Below are 22,823 nucleotides of genomic sequence, written 5' to 3'. Positions count from 1 at the left end.
GATGAAATTTACGTGGAATAAAGAAAGTGACGAGAAAACGACACTCAAAAAATTTTTAAAGAATAAGGGTGTCAGTCATCGAACTTTAAGTAGTTTGAAAAAAGGAAATGGAAAAGTTTTAGTAGATGGCAAAAAAAGGTCATTATCTATTGAAGTTGGTAAAGGAAAAATAACTTTAATTTTACCACCAGAAAAATCAGATGAAAATGTCAAAATGAGTAAGGAATCGCTAGATATTATTTATGAGGATAGCAATTGGCTAGTGGTAGATAAACCACCTTTACTTTCAAGTGTTCCAGGTCCTAGTAATCGTATCGATACTTTAGTTAATCGGGTTAAATTTCATCTATGGCAACAAAAATCAAAAGACTTAGTTCCGCATGTAATTACTCGTTTAGATAGAGATACAAGTGGCTTAGTTCTTGTAGCTAAGCATCGTTTTGCTCAGGGATTGATTAACAAACAGGTTGAAGAACATAGTATAGATAAAAGATACTTGGCAGTGGTCGAAGGAATTATTGCAGAAAAGCATGGCATAATAGATAAACCACTTGGACCTAGAGAAAACGGAATCGGACAAATGGTAACTGATACAGGAAAGATTGCCAAGACTGAGTACTGGGTTAGAGAATATTTAGGAGATAAAGCCACTTTAGTTGAATGTAAGCTACATACAGGTAGAACGCATCAAATAAGAGTTCACTTCAGTAGCATTAATCATGCTTTGATAGGCGATGAGTTATATGGTGGCAGATTAGATTGGGGACTAGAAAGACAGGCACTCCATGCGTATCAGTTAGCTTACGTAGATCCATTTACTCAAGAAGAAAAGTTATTTAAAAGTGAGATGCCAAAAGATTTAGAAAATTTGATAGTTAGATTGAAAAATTAAGATTTATTTTTGGTAGACCAAAATTTAAATTACTATAGTGTTTGAAATCTGTTATAATTAGGTAGTAAACGTTTTACATTTATGAGTGACGAGTAATTTAAATTTGGAAAAAATAGAGGTGAAATAATGACACCTAAGAAAGAAGATTATTTAAAAATTATTTTTGAACTTGGTGGAACTAAGAAAAAGGTTTCTAACAAGCAAATAGCGATGAGTTTAAATGTTGCTGCTGGTTCTGTAACTGAAATGGTTAATAAATTAGTTAAAGAGGGTTTAGCTGCACATACGCCATATGCAGGAATATCATTAACTGATGAAGGAATTGAAGTAGCTGAAAAATTAGTTCGCCGTCATCGTCTATGGGAAACTTTTTTAGTAGAAAAATTGGATTATCAATTATCAGAAGTTCATGATGAAGCTGAAGTTTTAGAACATGTAGCTAGCGATAAGTTAATGAAAAAGCTTGATCAATTTCTTAATAGCCCACGTGAATGTCCACATGGTGGAGTTATTCCAACAGAAGCTGGGGAATATGAAGAAGAAAGTCACGAATTTTTAGCTGAAATTAAAGTTGGAGAAACGGTTGAAGTTGACAGATTTATTGATAACCATGAGTTGCTAACTTATTTAGATGATTTGGAACTTAAATTGGGAGACAAGATTGAAGTTTTAGAACATCTTCCATTTGAAGGACCAATTAAGGTTAAAAGGTTGGCTGACGGGGCTGAATTAAGCATTGGATATAAAGCTGCTCATTATATTTTCGTGAAATAATTTGGTTATTGCCAATAAGTATGTTATACTTAGAATTGTATTTTTGACTAGGTTTCATTTAGATTGTTTCAATGAAATTTCTCTATTATGTGCCACTCAGAATTACAGAATTATTATGTGCTTAGGCACAAGGAGGATTTTTCATTTATGGAACAAGGAACAGTTAAATGGTTTAACGCAGAAAAGGGCTTTGGTTTTATCACACGTGAAAATGGTGATGATGTATTTGTACATTTCACAGCTATTCAAGGTGAAGGTTATAAGACTTTAGAAGAAGGTCAACATGTAACATTTGACGTTGAAAGTAGCGATCGTGGTTTACAAGCTACTAACGTTGTTAAAGACTAATAATTAAGTAGATAAATGATAGACTGGAAAGAAGAAATTCTTTTCAGTCTTTTTTTGCTTTAAATATCGTGATATGATTAGATAAATTTTGAAGACGGTGGGGGTTAGTTACAATGCAAGATACGCAAATGCAAGAATTAATAGATTCTGTCATGTTAGCTGGAAAAATTATGATTGAAAGTGGAGCTGATATGGCAAGAGTTGATGATACTTTAAAACGTATAGCTCGAAATGGTGGAATTAAAGAACCAAAAATTTTTGAGACTACCACCGGAATCATGATGTCAGTTCCAAATTATAAATTGGCACAGGTAGAACCAATTCAAAAAAGAACAATTGATTTAGAAAAAGTGTCAAGAGTCAATGACATTTCACGTGCTTTTCAATTGAAAAAAATCACAGTTGAAGAAATGAAGGTAAAGTTGGAATTTATCGATAAAAAAGCACCATTTTTTGCTTGGACATGGCAAGTATTGGCTGCAGCAATGATAAGTTGCACTCTGATGATAATGTACAATGGTCATTGGCAAGATTTTATCACAACTGCAGTTATTGGTGGATTGGGTTATGTTTGTTATTACTTTATCAATACAACATTTAAAATAAAGTTTGTAAGTGAATTTTTAGCTTCGTTAGTAATTGGTGTTTTATCCGTATTAGCTGTTAGAAATAACTTGGGAATATCAGTAGGTATGATAATTATTGGGAGTGTTATGCCGTTAGTACCAGGAGTACCAATTACCAATTCTGTAAGAGATGTTTTAGCTGGCCATTTATTAAGTGGATTAGCTAGAGGAACAGAAGCATTATTATCAGCTAGTGCAATTGCTTTAGGGATTGCGATGGTTCTAAGATTTATGTAAGGGAGGGAAGGTTAAGGTGAACTTATTAATCAATATCTTATTCAGCTATCTTTCATCTGTAGGCTTTGGAGTACTTTTAAATATTCCTAGAAAGGCCTTAAATGGTTGTGGAATTATTGGAGTATTAGGCTGGATGGTCTTTTTATTTATTAAGCATCTTGATTTAGGTAATATGTTAGCTAATCTTTTAGCTGCATTTGCAATTGGAGTTACTGCAATTATTTTTGCACGTGTGAAAAAGATGCCTATGATTCTTTTTAATATTCCTAGCCTAGTACCATTAGTGCCAGGGGGACAATCTTATCGTGCAATTCGTTATTTTGCTTTAGGAAATAACTCTTTAGCAATTGAATATTTAGTACAAGTTGGGATGATAGCTGGAGCCATAGCGATGGGATTCTTTTTAGCTGAATTAGTAGGTCAGGTTTACTTTAAGATAAGGACTGTAAAAGAAAGTTAACGCTATTATTACATAACAGTAACAAAATGAAAACTTGAGTTAATATTTTTTAAAGAATTAAATACGTTTTAATATAAGTATTTGTTATCTAATAATTTTTTGGTAAACTGGCACTATGATTACATAATTTGAAAAAAATGATTCAAAGTATATTATTATAAGCGGATTATTTTTTTCGATAATTTTGGAGGAGAAAATGCCATCACGAAGAAATGATAATTATAATGTTCGAAGTGATGAGAATGGTTATATAGATACAGAACATATGACTCGTTCCCAACGCTATCATCAACATAATAATAAACCGAAAAAAAAGGGACATAAATTACTATGGCTAGTTGTAGTTATTGTAGCAATTATTGGGGGATTTTATGCTTATAGAAAATATACTAATGCTAAACAAGCCGCTAATGCAATTTATAGTTCAACTCAAGTCGCAAAAGCCAGAAATGTTAGTGACGCTTTGAAGAAGAAAAGACCTATCTCAATTTTGCTAATGGGTACTGATACTGGAGCTTTGGGACGTAGTTTTAAAGGAAGAACAGATACAATGATACTTTGTGTCTTGAATCCTGGGGACAAGAAGATGACATTAGTATCATTACCACGTGATACTGAGGTAGCTGTTTATGGTTATGAAGATTACTTCCCAAGCAAGATAAATTCAGCATACGAATATGGAGGATCAGCAACAGCAGTTAAGACTGTACAAAAATTCTTAAATGTGCCAATTGATTTTTATGCAACTATCAATATGGGTGGACTAAAAAAATTAATTGACGCAGTTGGAGGAGTTAAAGTAGAACCAACTATTAGCTTTACCTATGGTGGGTATACCTTTAAGAAGGGTAAAGAAGTAAATATGGATGGGAAGAAAGCTTTAGCATATGTTCGCATGCGCCATGAAGATCCACTTGGGGATTATGGTAGACAAGAACGTCAACGTCAAGTATTAACTAAACTTGCATTTAAGAGTTCAGGGTTAACAAGTTTAGTTAATCAAAAGTTCCTAAGTACTATTTCTAAGCAAATGAAGACAGACTTAACATTTGATGATTTATTAATACTAGGAACTAAGTATCGTGTTGCTACACATGATATGGATTCAGACTTCTTACAAGGAACTTCTGAAATGATTAATGGAGAATCTTTCGAAATAGCATCAACAACTGAAAAACAACGTATTACTAATAAGCTTAGAAAAGCACTAGGTTTATCTAAGGCTAAAACAGGAAATACACTTTCTAGTGATAATGATGTGAATATCAGCTCAGAAGGCAAAGATACTAATTATAGTAATGATGATAACACTTATTATGGTGGATATTAGATGATAGAAAAGAACCGGTTTAGGCTGGTTCTTTTTTCTTTGCTATAATGTGTTACAATATAAATTGAAGTTAAATTAAAACAAAGGAATGAATGGTATATGTATAAATTAGTAGCGATTGATATGGACGAAACTTTATTGAATGATGACGCTGAAATTACACCTAAAAATGTATCCGTTCTCAAAAAGGCGATCAAAGACGGAGTAAAAGTGGTTTTAAATACAGGTCGAAGCTATCTCTCTGTTCAAGAAAATTTGAAGACATTAGGAATTTACCAAACAAAAGATCAATATGTAGTTAGTTTTAATGGTGGAGCAATTGTTGAAAATAAAGATTTAAAGGTAGTACATGTTGAAGGATTGGCCTTTGATATTGTTAAACAATTGTTTGATATCAGTTTGAGATATTATCCAGAAAGTTGCATCCACGTTTATACTTTGGATGAATTGTACATGTGGAATGTCAATCAAGACGAAAAAGATTACTTGCAACCACGTGGAGTAGAGTGGACTGAATTACAAGAACCTAATATTGATTTCTTAAAAGATACTCCTATTACTAAGATTATCATCAATGTTAATGATATGGATAAGAGACTTGCCTTTAATGAGATTGCACGTAAAGAAATTGGCGATAAGTTCAAAACCACATATTCTTCAGGCCGTTATATTGAATTCAATAACATTTCAACGGATAAAGGTACAGGAATGTTGAAATTGGCTGAAATGTTAGGAATTAAGCCAGAAGAAACAATCGCAATTGGTGATAATAGTAACGACTTGCCAATGATTGAAGCTGCCGGAGTCGGTGTAGCTGTTAGAAATGCTAATGAACAAGTTTTATCTAAGGCAGATTATATTTGCAAGCGAGATAATAATCATGATGCTGTTGCAGAAGCAGTAGATAAATTTATTTATAATAAAATAGATTAAGCAGTAATTTTGTGCATAACTCCGAGATGGTGGTAAGATAAAATTACAAAGTTATATGAAATGAGGGATTTAAATGGCTAAAAACATCACTCCCAAAGATTTAGCTGATGTAACTAAGGAAGGGCTAACTTTGGTTGACTTTTGGGCAGAATGGTGCGGACCATGTAAAATGATGAATCCAGTTTTAGAAGAATTGGAAAAAGATTATCAAGGAAAAGTAAAATTTGCTAAGGTCGATGTAGATAAGTATCAAGATTTAGCGATGGAATATAAAATTATGAGTATTCCAGCGATGATCTTATTTAAAGATGGAGTGGCAAAAGAAAAAGTTGTAGGTTTCCATCCTAAAAAAGATATGGCAAATTACTTAGATGAAAAACTTGCAGAAGTAGAATAGAGATAGTTTTGCAATTCAATCAAATCTAACTTATACTATAAGGATTAATTAGTGGAGATGATTGAGGTGCAAAACGTGAAATTAGGCACTTTAATAAGTGTCTTTTTCTTTGGGATGATAGGCGGGATGTTAAGATATTTGTTAGGTCTTAAGCTAGCATCTACGGGAACTATTTTGGTTAATCTGATTGGAAGTTTTTGCTTAGCTTTCCTGACTTATTATGTGATTGAAAGGCAAAAATTACCAGCTTGGTTAAGTACAGGTCTAGGGACAGGAATGGTAGGAGCTTTCACAACTTTTTCCACATTTACAGTGGATATTTTGGGCTTGTCTACATTTACTAATGTTACCTTTTACTTGTTGATAAGTGTAGTAGGTGGTTTCCTATTAGCATATATAGGAATGATTTTAGGAATAAAATTAGGAAAAGTTGGTGACCGAAGATGATAGAAGTAGCTTTAGGAGCTGGATTAGGTGCATCTGTGCGGTATCTAATGACACAAGTATTGAAGAGCAGAACTAGAGTATTTCCTTGGGCAACTTTTATTATCAACATAACTGGAGCCCTATTATTAGGATTTTTACACAACAAAAGCACAAGTAGTCACATATTGTTATTACTAGGGACTGGATTTTTAGGTGGATATACAACTTTTTCCACATTCCAAGTAGAATTGGTAACACTTGTTAATAATCGCAAGCGAAAAATGATGCTTATATATTTATTATTAACAGTGATATGTGGGATACTGGCTGCATATTGTGGATCTTGGTTAGGAAAGTTATAAGACAAACAAAAAATATGATAGAATGGAATAGTAGTGTCGTTTTTGAATAGAATAATTTAAAGGATAAATAAATGAAAGTTGCAATTTTAACTGATACTTCAGCTTGTCTGACAGTTGATAAGATAAAAGAACTTAATATTCATCAAATTGAATTGTCTATTGAATTTGAAGGTAGTAGATATCCAGAAAAAACAGGGATGACGCCTTATTTAAGAGATAAAATGTTAGACAAAAGGACTGATACTCCGGTTTTAGAACCAATATCAACGGCTTATCTAGAAGAATATTTTGAAAGTCTAGAAAAAGAAGGTTATGATGAGTTCTTGTATATTTCTTTAGCTAACGGAATCAGTAGCTTACCTAAAGTTGTATCATCATATGCTAAAGCTTCGGATAGAAAGATAATTGTATTTGATTCTTACTCTAGTGGAGCCTTACAAGGACAAATGGTTGAGTTGGCTGGTGAAATGCTTTTATCCGGAAAAACAGTTAGTCAAGTTGTAGATCAACTTATTAATTTAAGAAATAATAATCGCACTTATATGCTTATTTCTGATATCTATCAACTAATGAAGACGGGATATGTATCGAACGGTGTAAATTCAATGTCGAATCTATTTTTGCGTCCATTAACAATGATGAAATTTAATGAGAACGGAAAATTAGCGATGGTAAATACACACTATCGAGAGAAGAAAGCCTATAGTGAGGTATTAGAGCTAATTATTTCTCAGTATCATAGTATGAATGATCAGATGCGGATTACCCTAATGGGCGATGAGAATAATAGTCAATTTGACGAATTATGTGAATTGTTACAAGAAAATTTTCCAACTGCTAAAATTGAAAAAGATGAGCTTCCAATATCTTTAGCTATTTATACAGGAAAGAAAAGTATTGGGATAAGTTTTGGTTTAGATTGGAAAACTGTTATATCTGAATAACTCTTAAGAAACATTAAAACTCCTAAGTTTTAGTGTTTTTTTGTTGAAATTAAATTGCAAAAGATATAGAATAGCTAAAATCAAGTAATGGATAAGTAAATTTATTAAGTATTTAATAAAAGTTATGAAAACGGTATAGAAATATTTGAACATTGCTTGTGAAAGTGTTATCATATTGATTGTAGATAGCATTACTAAATTTTTAGGAGGTGAAGCATATGAAGTGGTATTTAGTTGAAACTGTTAAAGATGGTCACGTAACTAATACAATTGTAAAGGCTTCCTCTGTTCAAGAAGCTGAAGAAAAGTCAAATGAATAATTGGAGCCTAGAACGTTGCAAAAAATAAAATTAACCCATAAGAAAAAGCGGCTGCAAGAATTTAAATAGTTCTTGTGGTCGCTTTTGTTATTCAAAAAAGTTTGTTATACTGTATTTCGTGGCTTTTCCACACTGGTTCGTAAACATCCCAGTTAAAAAAACTAGAAAGCAGGTAATTTATATGGTTGATACACAATCACACGAAAAACTTATTGCGGTGATTAAAGGTGCTTTAGTGGCAGCTTTATATGCAGCAGTAACACTAGGTTTAGCTCCTTTAAGTTTTGGGGCAATTCAATTCAGACTATCAGAAGTATTTAATAACTTGGTAGTCTTCAATAAACGTTATATATGGGCATTGACAATTGGATGTGCAATTGCAAATCTTTGGTCTCCAATGGGAATCGTTGATGTCATTTTTGGTTCATTAGGAACATTAGTTATGACGGGTCTAAGTTATTTATTAAGTAAACATGTAAAATCAGTCCCATTAAAGCTCTTAATTACAGTTATAATTTGTACTGTTATGACATGGAGTGTAGCATTGGAATTATATTATGTAAGTAAGCTACCATTTTGGCCAACATATTTCACTGTAGCAATCGGTGAATTTGGTTCAATGTTAATTGGTGCAATTTTAATGTGGATTTTAAGTAAACGTATTGATTTAACTAGATAAGCGAGGGAAGATTATGACTTTTGAAGAAGTATTACCAGAATTAAAAAAAGGTAAAAAAGCTGTTCGTACTGAAGGTTGGGGTAGCTCTGAGGAATACATTTTCGTAGTTGATAATGATACTCTTAATGGAGAAAAAGTTAACCCATATTTGATGATTAGAACAAAAGAAGAGCCAGCTTTATCACAATTTATGCCAACTTCTTGCGATGTATTAGCTGATGATTGGAAGATTGTAGAATAATGAACCTTTATCCAGAATTTGAAGGAAAAGTAGTTGTTATGACAGGTGTCAGCTCTGGAATAGGACTAGAGCAAACTAAAGCATTTTTACAAGCAGGAGCAATAGTTTATGGAGCTGATATTAAAGAAAGTGTAGAAATTAAGGAAGTAGAGCAAAAATTTCCGACTTTAAGTTTTCAACAAGTGGATATAAGAAAGAAAAAAGATATTCACATGTGGACAGGAAAAATAAAAAAAGAATTATCAACTGTGGATATTTTATTAAATACAGCTGGTATTCTAGATAATTATGCACCAACTTTAGATACTAGTGAAGAACAATGGGACAATATTTTTAATACCAATTTAAAAAGTATGTTCTTGTTGACTAATGAAATTTTACCAATAATGTTGAAACAGAAACATGGAGTTATTGTAAATATGGCTTCTATTGCAGGATTGGTTGCTGGTGGTGGTGGAGCAGCTTATACAGCGGCAAAGCATGGAATTATTGGATACACTAAACAATTAGCTTATGATTACGCTGATAAGGGAATTCGAGTTAATTGTATAGCTCCAGGAGCAATTAATACACCGATGAATGCGGCTGATTTTGTTGGAGATGGGGCGATGGCTAAAGAAGTAGCCAGACTCACACCAGCTAAACGATGGGCAAAACCTAAAGAAGTAGCAGAAATGACACTTTACTTGGCAAGTCCAAGAGCTGATTATGTTCACGGAACTGTTTTTACAATTGACGGTGGATGGATAGTTAAATAGATTTGAAAAGATAGTAATTGATCATGCATCGATTGCTATCTTTTATTAATGATTAGAAAAATCCCTACTAATTTACAATTAAAGTAATTTAGTAGGGATTTTAGTTAATTATTTTTCAAATAAACGACCAAAACTAAATGTTTTAACAACATTTAAATCAGAATCAAGAATGTTTAGGTCAGCATCTTTACCAACTTCAATGGCACCTTTTTGAGTTAAGCCAAATTCACGAGCTTGGTTAACAGAAGACATTTTCACAGCATCTTCAATACCGCAACCAGTAAATTTCATAATATTCTTAAAGGCATCTTGGTATTGTAATACAGAGCCAGCCAAATTACCAGATTCTAGGCGAGCTTGCTTGTCTTTAACGATAACTTTTTGACCACCTAATTCTGAAACTCCTTCAGGCATACCTTTTGCACGCATGGAGTCAGTGACTAATTCAATCTTATCTGGTCCTTTTAGGTCATAAGCTAGTTTAATCATATCTGGGAAGACATGGAATCCATCAGCGATGATTTCGCAGTACATATTTCCTTCGAGAAGAGCATGACCAGTAACACCTGGTTCGCGATGCTTCAATTCACGTTGAGCATTGTATAAATGAGTAACGTGACTAGCAAGTGAGCCTTTCATTTGAGCACGTGTAGCATTACTATGACCTACAGATAATACGATGTTGTGTTCAATACAATATTTTTCAAATTCAGTAGTATTTTTATTTTCAGGAGCATAAGTAACTAATTTAATCATGCCACCAGATAGTTCATTCCAATGAGCGAAAGCATCGATATCAGGAGATTCGATATATTCTTCTGGTTGAGCTCCTTTGAAAATAGGTGAAACAAAAGGTCCTTCAAGATGAATACCTTGAATAACTGGATTTTTTGCAGCAGCTTCTTTAATACCAACCATCGCATGCGCAATATTTTCATGAGATTGAGTCATAGTTGTAGCGAAATATGTAGTAATACCTTCATGGACCATATCATTAACCATTTCATTAATTTGGTTAGCATCGCCATCCATGGAATCGAAGCTATAACCACCATGGCTATGAACGTCGATAAAGCCAGGAACTACAACTTGTCCTTCCAAATCAATAATTTTATCATCAGATACTTGGGCTTTATATTCAGACATTGGTCCAACATTGATAATTTGTTTATCAAATCGTAAATATCCATCTACAATTTTTGCGGAACCAGTATAAATAAGTCCATGTTTTAAAACTGTACTCATATATTTGACCACCTTTATTTTAAATAATAGCGATAAACTCGCACTTCTATTAACTTAAGTAACAACTTAATAATAAATGGTATAGACCATAAATGCAAGAGTTTACAAATAGAAATATTAGTTGTATAATTGGTATAGACCAAAACGAAAGAAGGAGTATTTATTATGAAAATAATCAAAGTTAAAGATCAAGTAGAAGGCGGAAAAGAAGCATTAAAAGTATTTAAAGAAGCTTTAGATAATGGGGTCAAAGTATTCGGCTTAGCTACAGGTAGTACTCCAGAAACAACATACGATGAATTAGTAAAAAGTGATATTGATTTTTCCAATAGTATTTCTGTAAATTTAGATGAATATGTGGGATTAAAGCCAGAAGATGAACAAAGTTACGCTTATTTTATGAAGGAACATTTATTCAATGCTAAGCCATTTGCAAAATCATTTTTACCAAATGGAATGGCTGAAGATGCTGATCAAGAATGTGAGCGCTATGATAAGTTGTTAGAAGAATATCATGTTGGATTACAACTTTTAGGAATTGGACGTAATGGTCATATTGGTTTTAATGAACCAGGGTCATCATTTGATGGTAAGACTCATAAAGTGGCATTGACACAATCAACTATTAATGCAAATTCACGTTTCTTTGACAATGAAGAAGATGTTCCAAAATACGCATATTCAATGGGAATTGGAACAATAATGAAATCTGACACAATTTTATTAGAAGCATTTGGCAAGAATAAAGCTGAAGCAGTTAAGGCGATGATTGAAGGACCAGTAACACCTGAAGTTCCAGCAAGTGTACTACAAAATCACCCTGATGTTGTAGTAATTATTGATGAAGAAGCAGCTTCATTGTTGAAATAACAATTAGAGAGTACATGGAATTTCCATGTACTTTTTTCTTGCCTTGAAGTAAGCTCTAAGCTTTATAATAGGCTTTGAGGTGGTATAGTGTTACGAAAAAATAAATCTGTATGGTTAGTCTTACTAGTTGTTTTATTAATAGTATTTTGTGGAGTAAGACTTTATCGAGTACAAGCTGCTCAGAAAAATTATATTAATTCAGATGTTCCTACTTTATTCTTTCATGGTTGGGGGAGTAGTTATCGTGCGGAACGACAAATGGCAAATTATGCTAAAAATAAAGGTGTAACTAATACAATCATCAGAGCTGATGTTTCGGCTAAGGGTGAAGTTGAATTAATAGGAAATATGAAAAAGAATGCAAGAAATCCAATTGTCGAAGTGAATTATCAAGATAACAAGAACGCAAATTATAACGAAGATGCTAAATGGATGAAAAATGTAGTGGTAGCCTTACAAAAGAAATATGGCATAAAAAAGTTTAATGTAGTAGGACATTCAATGGGAAATATGTCAATTATGTTTTACTTGCTGAATTACGGTGGAGATAAGAGGTTACCTCAAATTCAAAAGCAAGTAGATATTGCTGGTCATTTTAATGGTATTTTAGGAATGGATGACAAATTAGGTGAAAGTAAATTGGATAAAAATGGTAAGCCAAATATCTTTAGACAGAGTTATAAGAAATTATTGGCAATTAGAGATAATTATCCTAAGAATCAAATTGATGTCCTAAACATCTATGGCGACGTAGGTGATAAGTCAGATGGAAGGGTAAGCAATAATTCATCAAAATCTTTAAAATACTTATTAAATAGTCGTGAGAAGTCATATCAAGAATTAAAAATAAGTGGAAAATATGGACAACATAGCAAATTGCATGAAAGCAAAGAGGTTGATAAAGCATTAGTAAGTTTCTTATGGGCTAAATAGGATTTGCATAAATTAGGAAATTGGTCCTGTGTCTAGAATTGACAATTGTATAAAAAATAAAATCTCAAACTGGTATCTAAAATATCAGCTTGAGATTTTTTTAGGTTATTTATAAGTTGAGATTTCAATCAGATTTTGATCATAATCACGTAGATAAATCGATGTCATTTCGCCTTCAGATCCCATTTTTGTCACAGGACCAGCAACAATATTTACAAAATAACTCTTAAGATGATTTTCAATGTCAGACATTTTATCTCCAGAGACGATACAAATATCAGCTGCACCAATTGTTTGATTATTAGCATGCAAGTCACTATTTTTATCAGCTTTGCGTAGACGAATAAGTTGATGACCACAACGAAGTGTAATTACATCTTCAGTGGTTTGATCCTTAATGACTGGCATATCAAATACTTCATGATAGAAGCGTTCAGCCTGAGCTAAATCTGATACTGTTAATACGATGTGATCTAAACGTTTGATTTTCACAATAAAGATTCCTTTCTTATTTGCATAGTAGAAATTTTTTTATTAGTCAGATATATACCTAAGCTTGCTACGATAAATTCAGTAAATGGAACACTTGCCCAGACACCAGCTATGCCACCAAAGTAAGCAAAAATAATAATTGATGGTAATAGGATGACGTATCCACGTAAAATCGACAAGAAAAAGGCACCTCTAGCATCGTTGATAGCTGCTAAAAATAGCATTAAAACAAGGTTTAGACAACTAAAAAAGATACTAATAAAGTAAATAGGAATACCCTTAACTGCATAAGCAACAAGTTGAGCTTCGTGTTCAGCGTTGAAAATATCGACAATAGGAGCTTTAAAAATAAGAAGTAAGAAATAACTGATTATAGCTATTGAAAAAGTAACAAGCAATCCAATTTTTAAAGCAATTTTTACGTTTTGGTATAAGTGTTTACCATACTCGCGACTGGCAATAGGTTGTACCCCTAAGGCAACACCGTTGAAGATTGCTAAGAAAACAATCCCAATATTAGCAATAACTCCATAAGCAGCAATCGCATAATTCCCACCTAACTTTAGAAGTACTAAGTTGAAAACAAAAATGCTAACTCCAGTACTCATTTCATTCAAGAAAGATGGAATACCTAATCGAGCAGCTTTTAGGACCGTTTTGAGATGGACTTTGGTTTTAAAAAGTTTTAATTGTCGTTGTGCAAAATGGCGATGACTACTTAAAACCGTCAGACTAGTTAAAGGAGAAAAAATAGTTGCTAAAGCAGCACCTTCCATTTTTAAATTTAACCCAAAAATTAAAAGCCAATCCATGAATATTACGAAAGCTGTTTGTGTTAAAGCAGCCCGCATTGTTAGTGAGGGGTTGCCATCATTTCTAACAAAGTTAATAGTAACATAATTTGCCATAAATAATGGAGCACCACAGGAAACAATACGAAAATAAGTGGTTGCCATATTGATGGTTTGTTGATTAGCACCCATTAAAGTCAAAATTTGATGAGGAAAAAGATTTCCAATTATTGCAAAGAGAATTCCTAGTCCTACACAAAAAATGATGAGTTCACTGTAAAGTCCTTCAATTCTTTCAGGGTGACGAACTTTATTTAAAGAAAAAATAGCGGCACCACCAACACCTAAAAGTAACCCTAAAGAGTTAAAAAGATTGAAAATTGGCAATACAATATTTAAAGTTGCAAGACCAATTGAACCAGCTGCAAGAGCTATAAATAAAGTATCAACCAAAACGTATAATGATATTCCTAAAGATGCGAAGATATTTTTCACGATATAACCGGAAACTTCACGTCTTACTGAATAAACAGTATTTTGCATAATTACCCTCCGTATAAGCGAACCTATGCAGAAAATCTGCCGCCTGTCAGTTCACTTGTAGTTTAGATATTGTGGCAAAACCCGGCGATTTTGCATCCTTATTTCAAAAAAGTATTATAGCACATTATTAGAATAATGAAGGTAATTATCTACTTGAAAATAATTTATATCATATGTCAAACGTTTAGCACATTTTTCTTTACCTTTTAAATGATATGTTATAAAATAATAGTTGTTATAGAGGAAAACGTTTACCAATTAATAGAGGTGAGATAAATTGACTAAATTATACGGAGCAATTGAAGCCGGTGGAACAAAGTTTGTTTGTGCAGTGGCTGATGAAAATTTAAATATAGTAGAAAGGGTTTCAATTCCTACAACAGTACCAGAAGAAACAATGAGCGATGTTTTCAAGTTCTTTGAAAAGCATGAAGTTCAAGCCATTGGAATTGCTTCTTTTGGACCAATTGATGTTAATCGCAAATCTAGTACATATGGTTATATAACTAATACACCTAAGCCAGGCTGGAAGAACTATGATTTCTTAGGTAAAATGAAGAAGAGATTTGACGTACCTTATGCATGGACAACGGATGTTAACGGAGCCGCTTACGGTGAATTGAAAAAAGGTGCAGCTTTAGGTAAAGATAGTTGTGTTTACTTAACTGTTGGAACAGGTATCGGTGGCGGTGTTGTTATTAATGGTAAAGTTATCGAAGGATATGGACATCCAGAAATTGGTCATATCATTATGCGTCGTCATCCTGATGACAAATATGAAGGAAAGTGTCCATTCCATCATGACTGTTTAGAAGGTTTAGCTGCTGGTCCTGCAATTGAAGCAAGACAAGGTGGCGTTAAAGCTTATGATATTCCTAAAGATGATAAGGCTTGGAAAATTGTAGCATATTACTTAGCACAAGCATGTGTAGATTTAACTTTAACTTTATCACCAGAAAAAATTATTTTTGGCGGTGGGGTTTCTAAGCAAGAACAATTATTCCCAATGATAAGAGAATCATTTAAAAAGCAAATGAATGATTATGTTCCAACACCCGATTTAGATGACTATATCGTTCATGTAGAATTAGGCGATGATGCTGGAATTACAGGTTGTTTCTTACTAGCAATGGAAGCAGAATAATTATTTTTTAAATGGTGTGTCTATTATAGGCATGCCATTTTTTATTGGAATTTTTTAAGAAATGCTTGCGTTAAGTCTTTGTTATGTGTATAGTTAGTTATGTAAGTAATTAACCAATGAAGATGATTAGTGATATATAGTGAAGAATACAATTGATCTAGGGAAATAATTTGGAGGATAGAAGATGAAGAAAAAAAGAAGTTTACGAAATAAATTTACAGGGAAAAAACGCTGGGTAATAGTTGGTGGAGTTGTAGTATTATTGGTAGTCGGAGTAGCTGTACATTCTGCAATCTCAGATAAGAATTCAAGTGAAGATTCCAAATATCGCGTTGCTAAAGTGTCACAACAAACTAGCTTTACGTTAACAGGAAGTGTTGAGCCAGTTCAAAGGGAAATTTTAGATACTCCTAGTGGTGATATTCAAAGTATTAATGTTAAGAATGGTGAGCATGTTGAGCAAGGACAAGCTATCCTAACTACACACAATGCAGATAAGCAAGATTCGGTTGTGGAAGTTCAAGGTGAAATTGATAAATCGCAAAGAGCGATGAATTCTCAGCAACAAAGTATTAATAATATTAAGAAACAAATGAGCAGTGTGGGATCAGGTAATGATGGATATAGTGAGTTACAAGGACAATTAACGGAAGCACAAAATGCTTATGCCGATGCTCAAGCAAGTGTGAATGCTGCAAGAAATAAGTTAAATACTTTATCTAGTAAGGTTAACCAAACTTTAACAGCTCCATATGCTGGATATGTCGAAATAGATACATCCAAACAAAATCAACCAGTTGTTACTTTATATTCTGATGATAGACAAGTTTCAGCTCAAATTTCAGAATATGACTATAACAAGGTTAAATTAGGTGGAAATATTCAGGTTAAGGCAGTAGCTACTAATAAGGTTCAAGAAACACAAATATCATATTTGTCAGAAGTACCAACAAAAGATAGCAAGGGCAATAATACTAAATATGATTTAAATGCTAAAGTGGATGCCAAGAAATTCATGTTAGGTCAAACTGTTAAAATGTCAGTAGTACAAAAGGGAATAAAAATTCCTAAAGCTGCTGTAAAAGATGGAAAAGTATACGTTGTAAATAAAGCTGGAAAAGCCCAAGCAACTAAAGTGTCAGGCAAAGAAGTTAATAGCTATTTTATTGTAGATCAAGGCCTTGTAGATAGCGATAAGATAGTTACTAATCCAGATAAAGACCTAAAAAATAATGAGCAGGTAGAAAATAATGATTAGGCTAGAAAATATTAACAAATACTACCAACAAGGCGATTCTCAATTTCATGTGTTACATGATATTAATCTAAATATCGATGCAGGAGAATTGGTAGCAATTATTGGTGAATCTGGCTCAGGGAAATCTACTTTGATAAATATTATTGGTTTTTTAGATGATAAGTTTGAGGGGACTTATTATTATAATAATGAACCAATTCATGATTATGATAGAAAAGACTTTTCAAAACTTCGGAACGAAAATGTAGGGTTTGTTTTTCAAAATTTTAAGTTATTAAGAGACGTTAGTGTGGCAGAAAATGTGGCTTTGCCATTATTGTATGCTGGTAAGAAACGTGCGGAGATTAAGGAAAGAGTTAGCGAAGTTTTGAGTAAAGTAGGTCTGGCTGGTTATGAAAATAAATTGCCTAAAAATATGTCTGGTGGGCAGCAACAACGTGTTTCGATAGCACGAGCAATAGCTACGAATCCTAAATTCTTAATTGCTGACGAACCAACTGGGGCTTTGGATACACAAACTAGCCAAGAAATTATGAATTTATTTAAGGAACTTAATCGAGAAAGTCATACAACTATTATTTTAGTTACACACGATCCACACGTTGCTGAGCAATGTGAAAGGGTAGTAACAATTCTTGATGGTCACATGATAAAAGATGAAAGGAATGAGATATAATGAAGTTTATAGAGTTATTGAGAACAGCCTTTCAATCTTTGAAAACTAATCGGAAAAGAAGCTTTTTAACAATTATCGGGATAATGATCGGGATTGCTGCCGTTATTACAATTCTGGGCATGGGTGATGGTGTTAAAAAGACGATGTATGATAAGTTTGGTAATTCTAAACAAGGACAACAGACGACAGAAATTGGATATTCTTCAGTAGATATGGGATCGACAGTACATGGCTTTACTGAAGAAGATATTGCTAATATTAAGACGGAATTTGGTTCAGAATTTAAAGATGTGAAGATAGAACATGATTCATTAATCAATTCTAAGATGACTATTGGCGATGAGGAGAAGTCTGTAAGTATTAATTTAGAGAAGAAACCTGAAAAGTCGATCGACTTAATAGCTGGTAGAGAGATTACTAAACAAGATTTACAGATGAAAGAGCCAGTAGCGATGATAAAAGAATCCTTGGCAAAAAAAGAATTTGGAACTGCTCAAAATGCAGTTGGAACTTCAATTTCATCTAATGAGACAACTTATCGTATTATTGGTGTTTATGGTGGTGGAAGTAAGTATGATCAATATGGAACATTAAGTGCAAAAGGAACTGACGTTGTTGTTCCATATAAGTTATATTACGATGGACAAAATGCCAATGAAGGTGATGTAATTAAATTAACATTCCCTCAAGACGCTCCGGCAAGCAAGGTATCTAAAAAGATTGCTAAGTATCTTGAAAAAAATGGAAGTGCCATGAATAAAGGAACATATGCATATTATGATATGGAAAAAGAACTAAAGGCATTTTCTTCACAAATTAATATGATAACAGGATTTATCAGTTTAATTGCGGCAATTTCTCTGTTTATTGCTGGAATTGGCGTTATGAATATGATGTATATTTCAGTTTCAGAACGAACTCAAGAGATTGGTATCCGATTAGCGGTAGGGGCAACTCCAACTAACATTATGTTACAATTTTTAATTGAAGCGATGGTTCTGACTGTAACTGGTGGTCTAATTGGTTTTGTTTTAGGTGCAGGCTTATCACATCTACTGGCACCATTGCTAAGCCTAGGTGGAGGAATTAAAATCAAAGCACATATTACGCTAAATGCTTTCTTATTAGCATTTGGAGTTTCTAGTGCTGTTGGTTTGATTTTCGGTATATTACCAGCTAGACAGGCAGCAAATAAGAATTTAATTGATATATTGAGATAAGAAATAAAGTAGAATTATTTGGTTATGATACAAGTTTCATAATTAGGTAAGGCTACTTTTTATTTTGCCATGTTTCACGAAAATTATTATAATTAGCTCGGATTAGAAATGAGGGAAATAATGAGTAAGTATAAATTTGAAAGAACAGTCAATGCTGAATTTGGTGGAATTTCATTACGAGCTTTATTGTCTGAAAAGTGGTTACTTCCACGTAAATTTATCCATTTTTTGAGAATTAGGGAAAACGTAAAAATTAATGATAACTATTATCCGATGAATACAATTGTTCAAGGAAATCAAAAGATTGAATTAATCTTTGAAGGTGATGAATTTAGGACAGCTACCTCAAATTATATTGTAGACAAAGGTAGGAAAATTCCAATTATTTTTGAAAATGAGGATTTATTAGTAGTAAATAAGCCTCAAGGAATCAAGAGCCATCCTAATCAACCATATGAAACAGGAACTTTGATGAATTATATTGCTGGATACTTAGATGTAAAAGATGAACATCCTTATATGGTACATCGTTTAGATATGTTGACCAGTGGGGCGATGATAGTGGCTAAGAATCCAGTTGTGGTACCAATATTGACTCGTTTGATTAGTATGCACACAATCAAGCGTGACTATTTAGCTGTAACAGAAGGAATTTTTGATCAAAAAGAAGGAGTTATTGATCTACCAATTGGTAAGGATGAAAATGATAAGCGTAAGCGAAAAGTAGACGGCATAGGCGCACTACCAGCTAGAACACATTATCAAGTAATTAAAGAATTTGGAAATAATTCAGTAGTTTATTTAAGATTGGAAACAGGAAGAACGCATCAATTACGCGTACATCTATCGGCAATGGGGCATCCTATTGTAGGAGACGTGTTATATAATCATGTAAGTGAAGAAAAGCATATGATGTTACATGGCTACAAACAGAAATTAACTTTGCCATTTTCAATGAGAGAACTAGAGATAAAGGCAGATATACCCAAATATTTTACAAATTATGAGGAAAAAGTAAAAGAGAGTAAAAACTAAATTTTTACAAAAATATTGATAATGTATAACTAGTTATAGTAGATTATATCTTAGAATAATTTTTAAGGACGTGAACTAAATGGAAATCGAAGTAGGAAATTTCATTACTGCGATTGAAAACGAGGATTATCACAAGGAGACAATCACAGCTAGAGCTTCAGATGTAGACAGCATGGGAGTAGCTGATGTTATGGTGCCGGTGATTGATAAATTTGAAAGTTCTATTAAAGATAATAAATTAACTCAAATTGAGTTAGTTATTGATTATGCAGATGGTCCAGTCTTCGTTAGATTAGAATCTGGAATAATTAATTTACCATATAGCAATATTGATAAGGTTGATAATTTCTTTAATAGATTAGAAGAAAAAGTACCAGTAGTAGTGAATTTAATAGTTGAATCACCTAAATTGAATGCATCAGGATTCAGGATAGACACCTTAGGAAGTGTCGATGAATTTCTCGCAAATCCAGAAAATTATGAAGTAAAGATTGCAGGGAATATTGCCGAAAAAATTTCAGTAATTGAAAGTGCAGAAATTTCTGAAGAAGATACAAATAATTAACCTAAGTATAAGGTAATTTTACGTAAAAAATGCTATGATAGAGCATATAAGAATTAAAAAATCAGTAGATGAAATTAAAAGGTGTTAATTAAGACATCAATATTTTGAGAAATGGGGAATGCATTTTGTCTAGTGGTCAGGCGGTTAGCAATTTAATCGTTGTAGTAATTGTATTTTTCTTTGCCGCTTTCTTTGTGGCAGCTGAATTTGCAATTGTTTCAGTACGTAAAAGTCAAATTGAGAGTATGTTAGAGGATGGAGAAGGTAACAAGAAAAAGCTTGAAATGGCTTTGAAGATGGTCGATAACATGAATGAATATCTATCTACAACTCAGGTAGGTGTTTCATTAACAGGAATCATCTTAGGCTGGCTTGGAGCAGATACCTTATCGCAAATTTTTGCTGACTTTTTTGGTTTTACACCGTTAAATCACACAACTATTATGGCAATTAGTGCAGTTTTAGGTGTTGTTTTACTTACATATTTGGAAGTTGTTTTAACTGAAATTGTACCTAAGAACATAAGTATTGATATGCCGATGAAAGTGATGATGTTTGTGGTTCGCCCACTACATTACTTCCATATTCTATTCTATCCATTTGTGTGGTTATTAAATGCTTCTGCTAACGGTATAGTTAAAGCGATGGGATTAAAACCAGCTGGAGAAGCCACAGATGTATTGTCAGAAAATGAAATCTTAAATTTATCAAAGAATGCAGTTACTGGTGGTTCGATAGACAAAGAAGACTATCTATATATGCGACGTGCATTTGAATTTAATGACAAAGTTGCTAAAGATGTTATGATTGATCGAACAAGTGTTGAAGTGGTAGATATTACCGCAACTGTAAAAGATGTTTTGAATAAATATCTGCAAGAAAAACACTCACGTTATCCGGTAGTAGCCAATAATGATAAAGATAAGATTTTGGGTTATGTCTATATTTATGATTTGATTCGTCAATCACGTGTAGATGATACGATCAAGATTTCTAAGTTATTGAGAACAATTATTTCTGTTCCTGAAACTACAGAATTACAAGGCTTGTTACGACAAATGACAAGAAAACGAGTTCCAATGGTTGTGGTGTTAGACGAATATGGTGGAACTAGTGGAATTGTAACTGATAGAGATATTTATGAAGAAGTTTTTGGAACAGTTTTAGATGAAGCTGATGATGTTTTACCAGATGATATTATTGATAATCACAATGGAACATATAAAGTTTCAGGTAAAACAACTTTATACGACTTTGAGCGTTATTTTGGATTCCAAGAAAAAGATTTCTTAGAATCAGAAAGTGTAACATTGGCAGGATATTTGCAAGATAACTATAAGATTCAGTTGGGAACTGAAGTTGAACTTGGTGGTTTGAAAGTTAAAGTTACTGAATTCAATCGAAATTATGTTGATTGGGTCGAAGTTTGCGAAAAGAAGAAGTAATATATTTTGAGTAATAAAAGCTAGGTCTATTATAATTAAGATAGACCTAGTTTTTTTGATTGTAGGTGAAATTAATTATGGAACATAGAATGTTAGAATTAGAAGAAGGTATAAATTTTAGAGAATTGGGCGGTTATTTAACCGAGGATGGTAGAAAAATTAAGTGGCACAAACTATTACGTTGTGGAAGTATGGCACAACTAACCAAGAATGATGTAGATTATCTAGATCAATATGGAGTTCGTTATATTATTGATTTGCGTTCACCCGAAGAATCCAATTATTCGCCAGATAAGTATCCAGATAAAGCACAATATTTCCAAGATACTGTATACCCATTTTCTTTTAGCTTGTTTAAAAATTTAGGAATCATCAATAATATGCGATTAGGAGCTAGTAATATGGATTTTGGAAGACAAACTTATCTTCAAATGTTGTTAGATCCTCATGCACAAGCTGCTTATCGAAAAATGTTCAATGTCTTATTGGAAAATGATAAAGAGAGAGAAAGTGTGGTTTTCCATTGCACAGCTGGAAAAGATAGAACAGGGGTAGCTGCATTTTTAATTTTGAGTGCATTAGGTGTGAGTGAAAAACAAATTGTGAAAGATTACTTATATACCAATCTATTTTTTGATAATTATTCTTCTGAAACAATAAATGATGCGTTAGAAAGTGAATCGCAAACAGAAATAGCACAGAGATTAAACAGTAAAACAGCAGTTATTGCTGAAACAATTGAAGTTTTACCTAAAGCATGTAGAGTAGTAAGTGGATCTGTTGCGAGATTTTTGGAAGAAAAATTAGGAATGACAAAAGCTAAAATTGAAAGGTTGCAAGAATTATATTTAGAATAAAAATGCAAAGGATGAGAAGTAG

General features: G+C 32.9%; 27 protein-coding genes and 1 riboswitch. Of the genes, 24 read left to right on the top strand and 3 right to left on the bottom strand.

Going from position 1 to position 22,823, the window contains the following annotated elements:
* Position 1 precedes the first annotated feature (1 nt).
* From PTA89_RS07495 to PTA89_RS07430, 14 genes are all read left to right on the top strand, one after another.
* Complete coding sequence (locus tag PTA89_RS07495) at positions 2 to 892, top strand: RluA family pseudouridine synthase (RefSeq protein ID WP_324177123.1); 891 nt, start codon at positions 2 to 4, stop codon at positions 890 to 892.
* Between the two features lie 126 nt (positions 893 to 1,018).
* The gene (locus PTA89_RS07490; RefSeq protein ID WP_003705381.1) at positions 1,019 to 1,666 is read left to right on the top strand and encodes a metal-dependent transcriptional regulator; all 648 of its coding nucleotides are present in this window, start codon (positions 1,019 to 1,021) and stop codon (positions 1,664 to 1,666) included.
* Positions 1,667 to 1,813: 147 nt separating this feature from the next.
* Positions 1,814 to 2,014, top strand: coding sequence for a cold-shock protein (locus PTA89_RS07485; RefSeq protein ID WP_004564159.1), 201 nt, complete (start codon positions 1,814 to 1,816; stop codon positions 2,012 to 2,014).
* Positions 2,015 to 2,127: 113 nt separating this feature from the next.
* The gene (locus tag PTA89_RS07480; protein WP_003705380.1) at positions 2,128 to 2,877 is read left to right on the top strand and encodes a threonine/serine exporter family protein; all 750 of its coding nucleotides are present in this window, start codon (positions 2,128 to 2,130) and stop codon (positions 2,875 to 2,877) included.
* 16 nt (positions 2,878 to 2,893) lie between these two features.
* Positions 2,894 to 3,337: a threonine/serine exporter family protein gene (locus PTA89_RS07475; RefSeq protein ID WP_003709626.1), complete on the top strand. Its 444-nt coding sequence runs from the start codon at positions 2,894 to 2,896 to the stop codon at positions 3,335 to 3,337.
* Between the two features lie 196 nt (positions 3,338 to 3,533).
* Entirely contained in the window at positions 3,534 to 4,667 is a 1,134-nt protein-coding gene (locus PTA89_RS07470; protein ID WP_324177122.1) for an LCP family glycopolymer transferase, read from the top strand.
* 99 nt (positions 4,668 to 4,766) lie between these two features.
* Positions 4,767 to 5,600, top strand: a complete 834-nt coding sequence (locus PTA89_RS07465) for a Cof-type HAD-IIB family hydrolase (protein WP_014568697.1) — start codon at positions 4,767 to 4,769, stop codon at positions 5,598 to 5,600.
* Positions 5,601 to 5,673: 73 nt separating this feature from the next.
* Positions 5,674 to 5,997: a thioredoxin gene (gene trxA / locus PTA89_RS07460; RefSeq protein WP_003705375.1), complete on the top strand. Its 324-nt coding sequence runs from the start codon at positions 5,674 to 5,676 to the stop codon at positions 5,995 to 5,997.
* A gap of 57 nt (positions 5,998 to 6,054) precedes the next feature.
* Positions 6,055 to 6,444, top strand: coding sequence for a fluoride efflux transporter FluC (locus PTA89_RS07455; protein WP_324177463.1), 390 nt, complete (start codon positions 6,055 to 6,057; stop codon positions 6,442 to 6,444).
* A complete protein-coding gene (gene crcB / locus PTA89_RS07450; RefSeq protein ID WP_324177121.1) occupies positions 6,441 to 6,785 on the top strand; it encodes a fluoride efflux transporter CrcB in 345 nt (114 codons plus the stop codon). The genes PTA89_RS07455 and crcB overlap by 4 nt, the downstream gene beginning before the upstream one ends.
* A 71-nt stretch (positions 6,786 to 6,856) precedes the next feature.
* Positions 6,857 to 7,729 carry a DegV family protein gene (locus PTA89_RS07445; RefSeq protein WP_324177120.1) on the top strand — a complete coding sequence of 291 codons (873 nt, stop codon included), beginning with the start codon at positions 6,857 to 6,859 and terminating at the stop codon, positions 7,727 to 7,729.
* Positions 7,730 to 8,175: 446 nt separating this feature from the next.
* A riboswitch (PreQ1 riboswitch) is annotated at positions 8,176 to 8,220 on the top strand.
* Between the two features lie 10 nt (positions 8,221 to 8,230).
* Complete coding sequence (locus PTA89_RS07440) at positions 8,231 to 8,728, top strand: QueT transporter family protein (RefSeq protein WP_003701672.1); 498 nt, start codon at positions 8,231 to 8,233, stop codon at positions 8,726 to 8,728.
* 13 nt (positions 8,729 to 8,741) lie between these two features.
* Positions 8,742 to 8,969, top strand: coding sequence for a DUF2829 domain-containing protein (locus tag PTA89_RS07435; protein WP_324177119.1), 228 nt, complete (start codon positions 8,742 to 8,744; stop codon positions 8,967 to 8,969).
* Entirely contained in the window at positions 8,969 to 9,727 is a 759-nt protein-coding gene (locus PTA89_RS07430) for a 3-oxoacyl-ACP reductase (RefSeq protein WP_324177118.1), read from the top strand. The genes PTA89_RS07435 and PTA89_RS07430 overlap by 1 nt, the downstream gene beginning before the upstream one ends.
* Positions 9,728 to 9,835: 108 nt before the next feature.
* Here the strand turns inward: PTA89_RS07430 and nagA are convergent, their stop codons facing one another.
* Positions 9,836 to 10,972 (bottom strand): N-acetylglucosamine-6-phosphate deacetylase, encoded by a 1,137-nt coding sequence (nagA, locus tag PTA89_RS07425; RefSeq protein WP_081535001.1) that lies wholly within the window; start codon positions 10,970 to 10,972, stop codon positions 9,836 to 9,838.
* Between the two features lie 165 nt (positions 10,973 to 11,137).
* Here nagA and nagB point away from each other — a divergent pair, with 165 nt between their 5' ends.
* Positions 11,138 to 11,842: a glucosamine-6-phosphate deaminase gene (gene nagB / locus PTA89_RS07420; protein ID WP_003705368.1), complete on the top strand. Its 705-nt coding sequence runs from the start codon at positions 11,138 to 11,140 to the stop codon at positions 11,840 to 11,842.
* 87 nt (positions 11,843 to 11,929) lie between these two features.
* Positions 11,930 to 12,775 (top strand): alpha/beta hydrolase, encoded by an 846-nt coding sequence (locus tag PTA89_RS07415; RefSeq protein WP_324177117.1) that lies wholly within the window; start codon positions 11,930 to 11,932, stop codon positions 12,773 to 12,775.
* Positions 12,776 to 12,880: 105 nt separating this feature from the next.
* Here the strand turns inward: PTA89_RS07415 and PTA89_RS07410 are convergent, their stop codons facing one another.
* Together PTA89_RS07410 and PTA89_RS07405 are read right to left on the bottom strand one after the other, a co-directional pair.
* Positions 12,881 to 13,267 carry a VOC family protein gene (locus tag PTA89_RS07410; RefSeq protein ID WP_081534999.1) on the bottom strand — a complete coding sequence of 129 codons (387 nt, stop codon included), beginning with the start codon at positions 13,265 to 13,267 and terminating at the stop codon, positions 12,881 to 12,883.
* Positions 13,264 to 14,601 carry an MATE family efflux transporter gene (locus PTA89_RS07405; RefSeq protein WP_087365799.1) on the bottom strand — a complete coding sequence of 446 codons (1,338 nt, stop codon included), beginning with the start codon at positions 14,599 to 14,601 and terminating at the stop codon, positions 13,264 to 13,266. Before PTA89_RS07405 ends, PTA89_RS07410 begins: the two co-directional genes overlap by 4 nt.
* Before the next feature lie 277 nt (positions 14,602 to 14,878).
* Here PTA89_RS07405 and PTA89_RS07400 point away from each other — a divergent pair, with 277 nt between their 5' ends.
* The 8 genes from PTA89_RS07400 to PTA89_RS07365 all read left to right on the top strand — a co-directional run bounded on the left by PTA89_RS07400 (position 14,879) and on the right by PTA89_RS07365 (position 22,801).
* The gene (locus tag PTA89_RS07400) at positions 14,879 to 15,745 is read left to right on the top strand and encodes an ROK family protein (protein ID WP_324177116.1); all 867 of its coding nucleotides are present in this window, start codon (positions 14,879 to 14,881) and stop codon (positions 15,743 to 15,745) included.
* 184 nt (positions 15,746 to 15,929) lie between these two features.
* Positions 15,930 to 17,003 (top strand): efflux RND transporter periplasmic adaptor subunit, encoded by a 1,074-nt coding sequence (locus tag PTA89_RS07395; protein WP_324177115.1) that lies wholly within the window; start codon positions 15,930 to 15,932, stop codon positions 17,001 to 17,003.
* Positions 16,996 to 17,679 carry an ABC transporter ATP-binding protein gene (locus PTA89_RS07390; RefSeq protein WP_044005321.1) on the top strand — a complete coding sequence of 228 codons (684 nt, stop codon included), beginning with the start codon at positions 16,996 to 16,998 and terminating at the stop codon, positions 17,677 to 17,679. The genes PTA89_RS07395 and PTA89_RS07390 overlap by 8 nt, the downstream gene beginning before the upstream one ends.
* Complete coding sequence (locus PTA89_RS07385) at positions 17,679 to 18,899, top strand: ABC transporter permease (RefSeq protein WP_324177114.1); 1,221 nt, start codon at positions 17,679 to 17,681, stop codon at positions 18,897 to 18,899. Before PTA89_RS07390 ends, PTA89_RS07385 begins: the two co-directional genes overlap by 1 nt.
* A gap of 120 nt (positions 18,900 to 19,019) precedes the next feature.
* Positions 19,020 to 19,934 (top strand): RluA family pseudouridine synthase, encoded by a 915-nt coding sequence (locus PTA89_RS07380; RefSeq protein WP_301265370.1) that lies wholly within the window; start codon positions 19,020 to 19,022, stop codon positions 19,932 to 19,934.
* A 79-nt stretch (positions 19,935 to 20,013) separates the two neighbouring features.
* Positions 20,014 to 20,499, top strand: coding sequence for a hypothetical protein (locus PTA89_RS07375; protein ID WP_268857334.1), 486 nt, complete (start codon positions 20,014 to 20,016; stop codon positions 20,497 to 20,499).
* 125 nt (positions 20,500 to 20,624) lie between these two features.
* Positions 20,625 to 21,944, top strand: coding sequence for a hemolysin family protein (locus tag PTA89_RS07370; RefSeq protein WP_324177113.1), 1,320 nt, complete (start codon positions 20,625 to 20,627; stop codon positions 21,942 to 21,944).
* Between the two features lie 77 nt (positions 21,945 to 22,021).
* Entirely contained in the window at positions 22,022 to 22,801 is a 780-nt protein-coding gene (locus PTA89_RS07365) for a tyrosine-protein phosphatase (protein WP_324177112.1), read from the top strand.
* Positions 22,802 to 22,823: the final 22 nt, after the last annotated feature.

This window comes from Ligilactobacillus salivarius (genome assembly GCF_035231985.1).
Classification (GTDB): Bacteria; Bacillota; Bacilli; order Lactobacillales; family Lactobacillaceae; genus Ligilactobacillus; species Ligilactobacillus salivarius.
The sequence above is the reverse complement of the archived record's forward strand: the minus strand, read 5'-3'. Positions and strand labels throughout refer to the sequence as shown.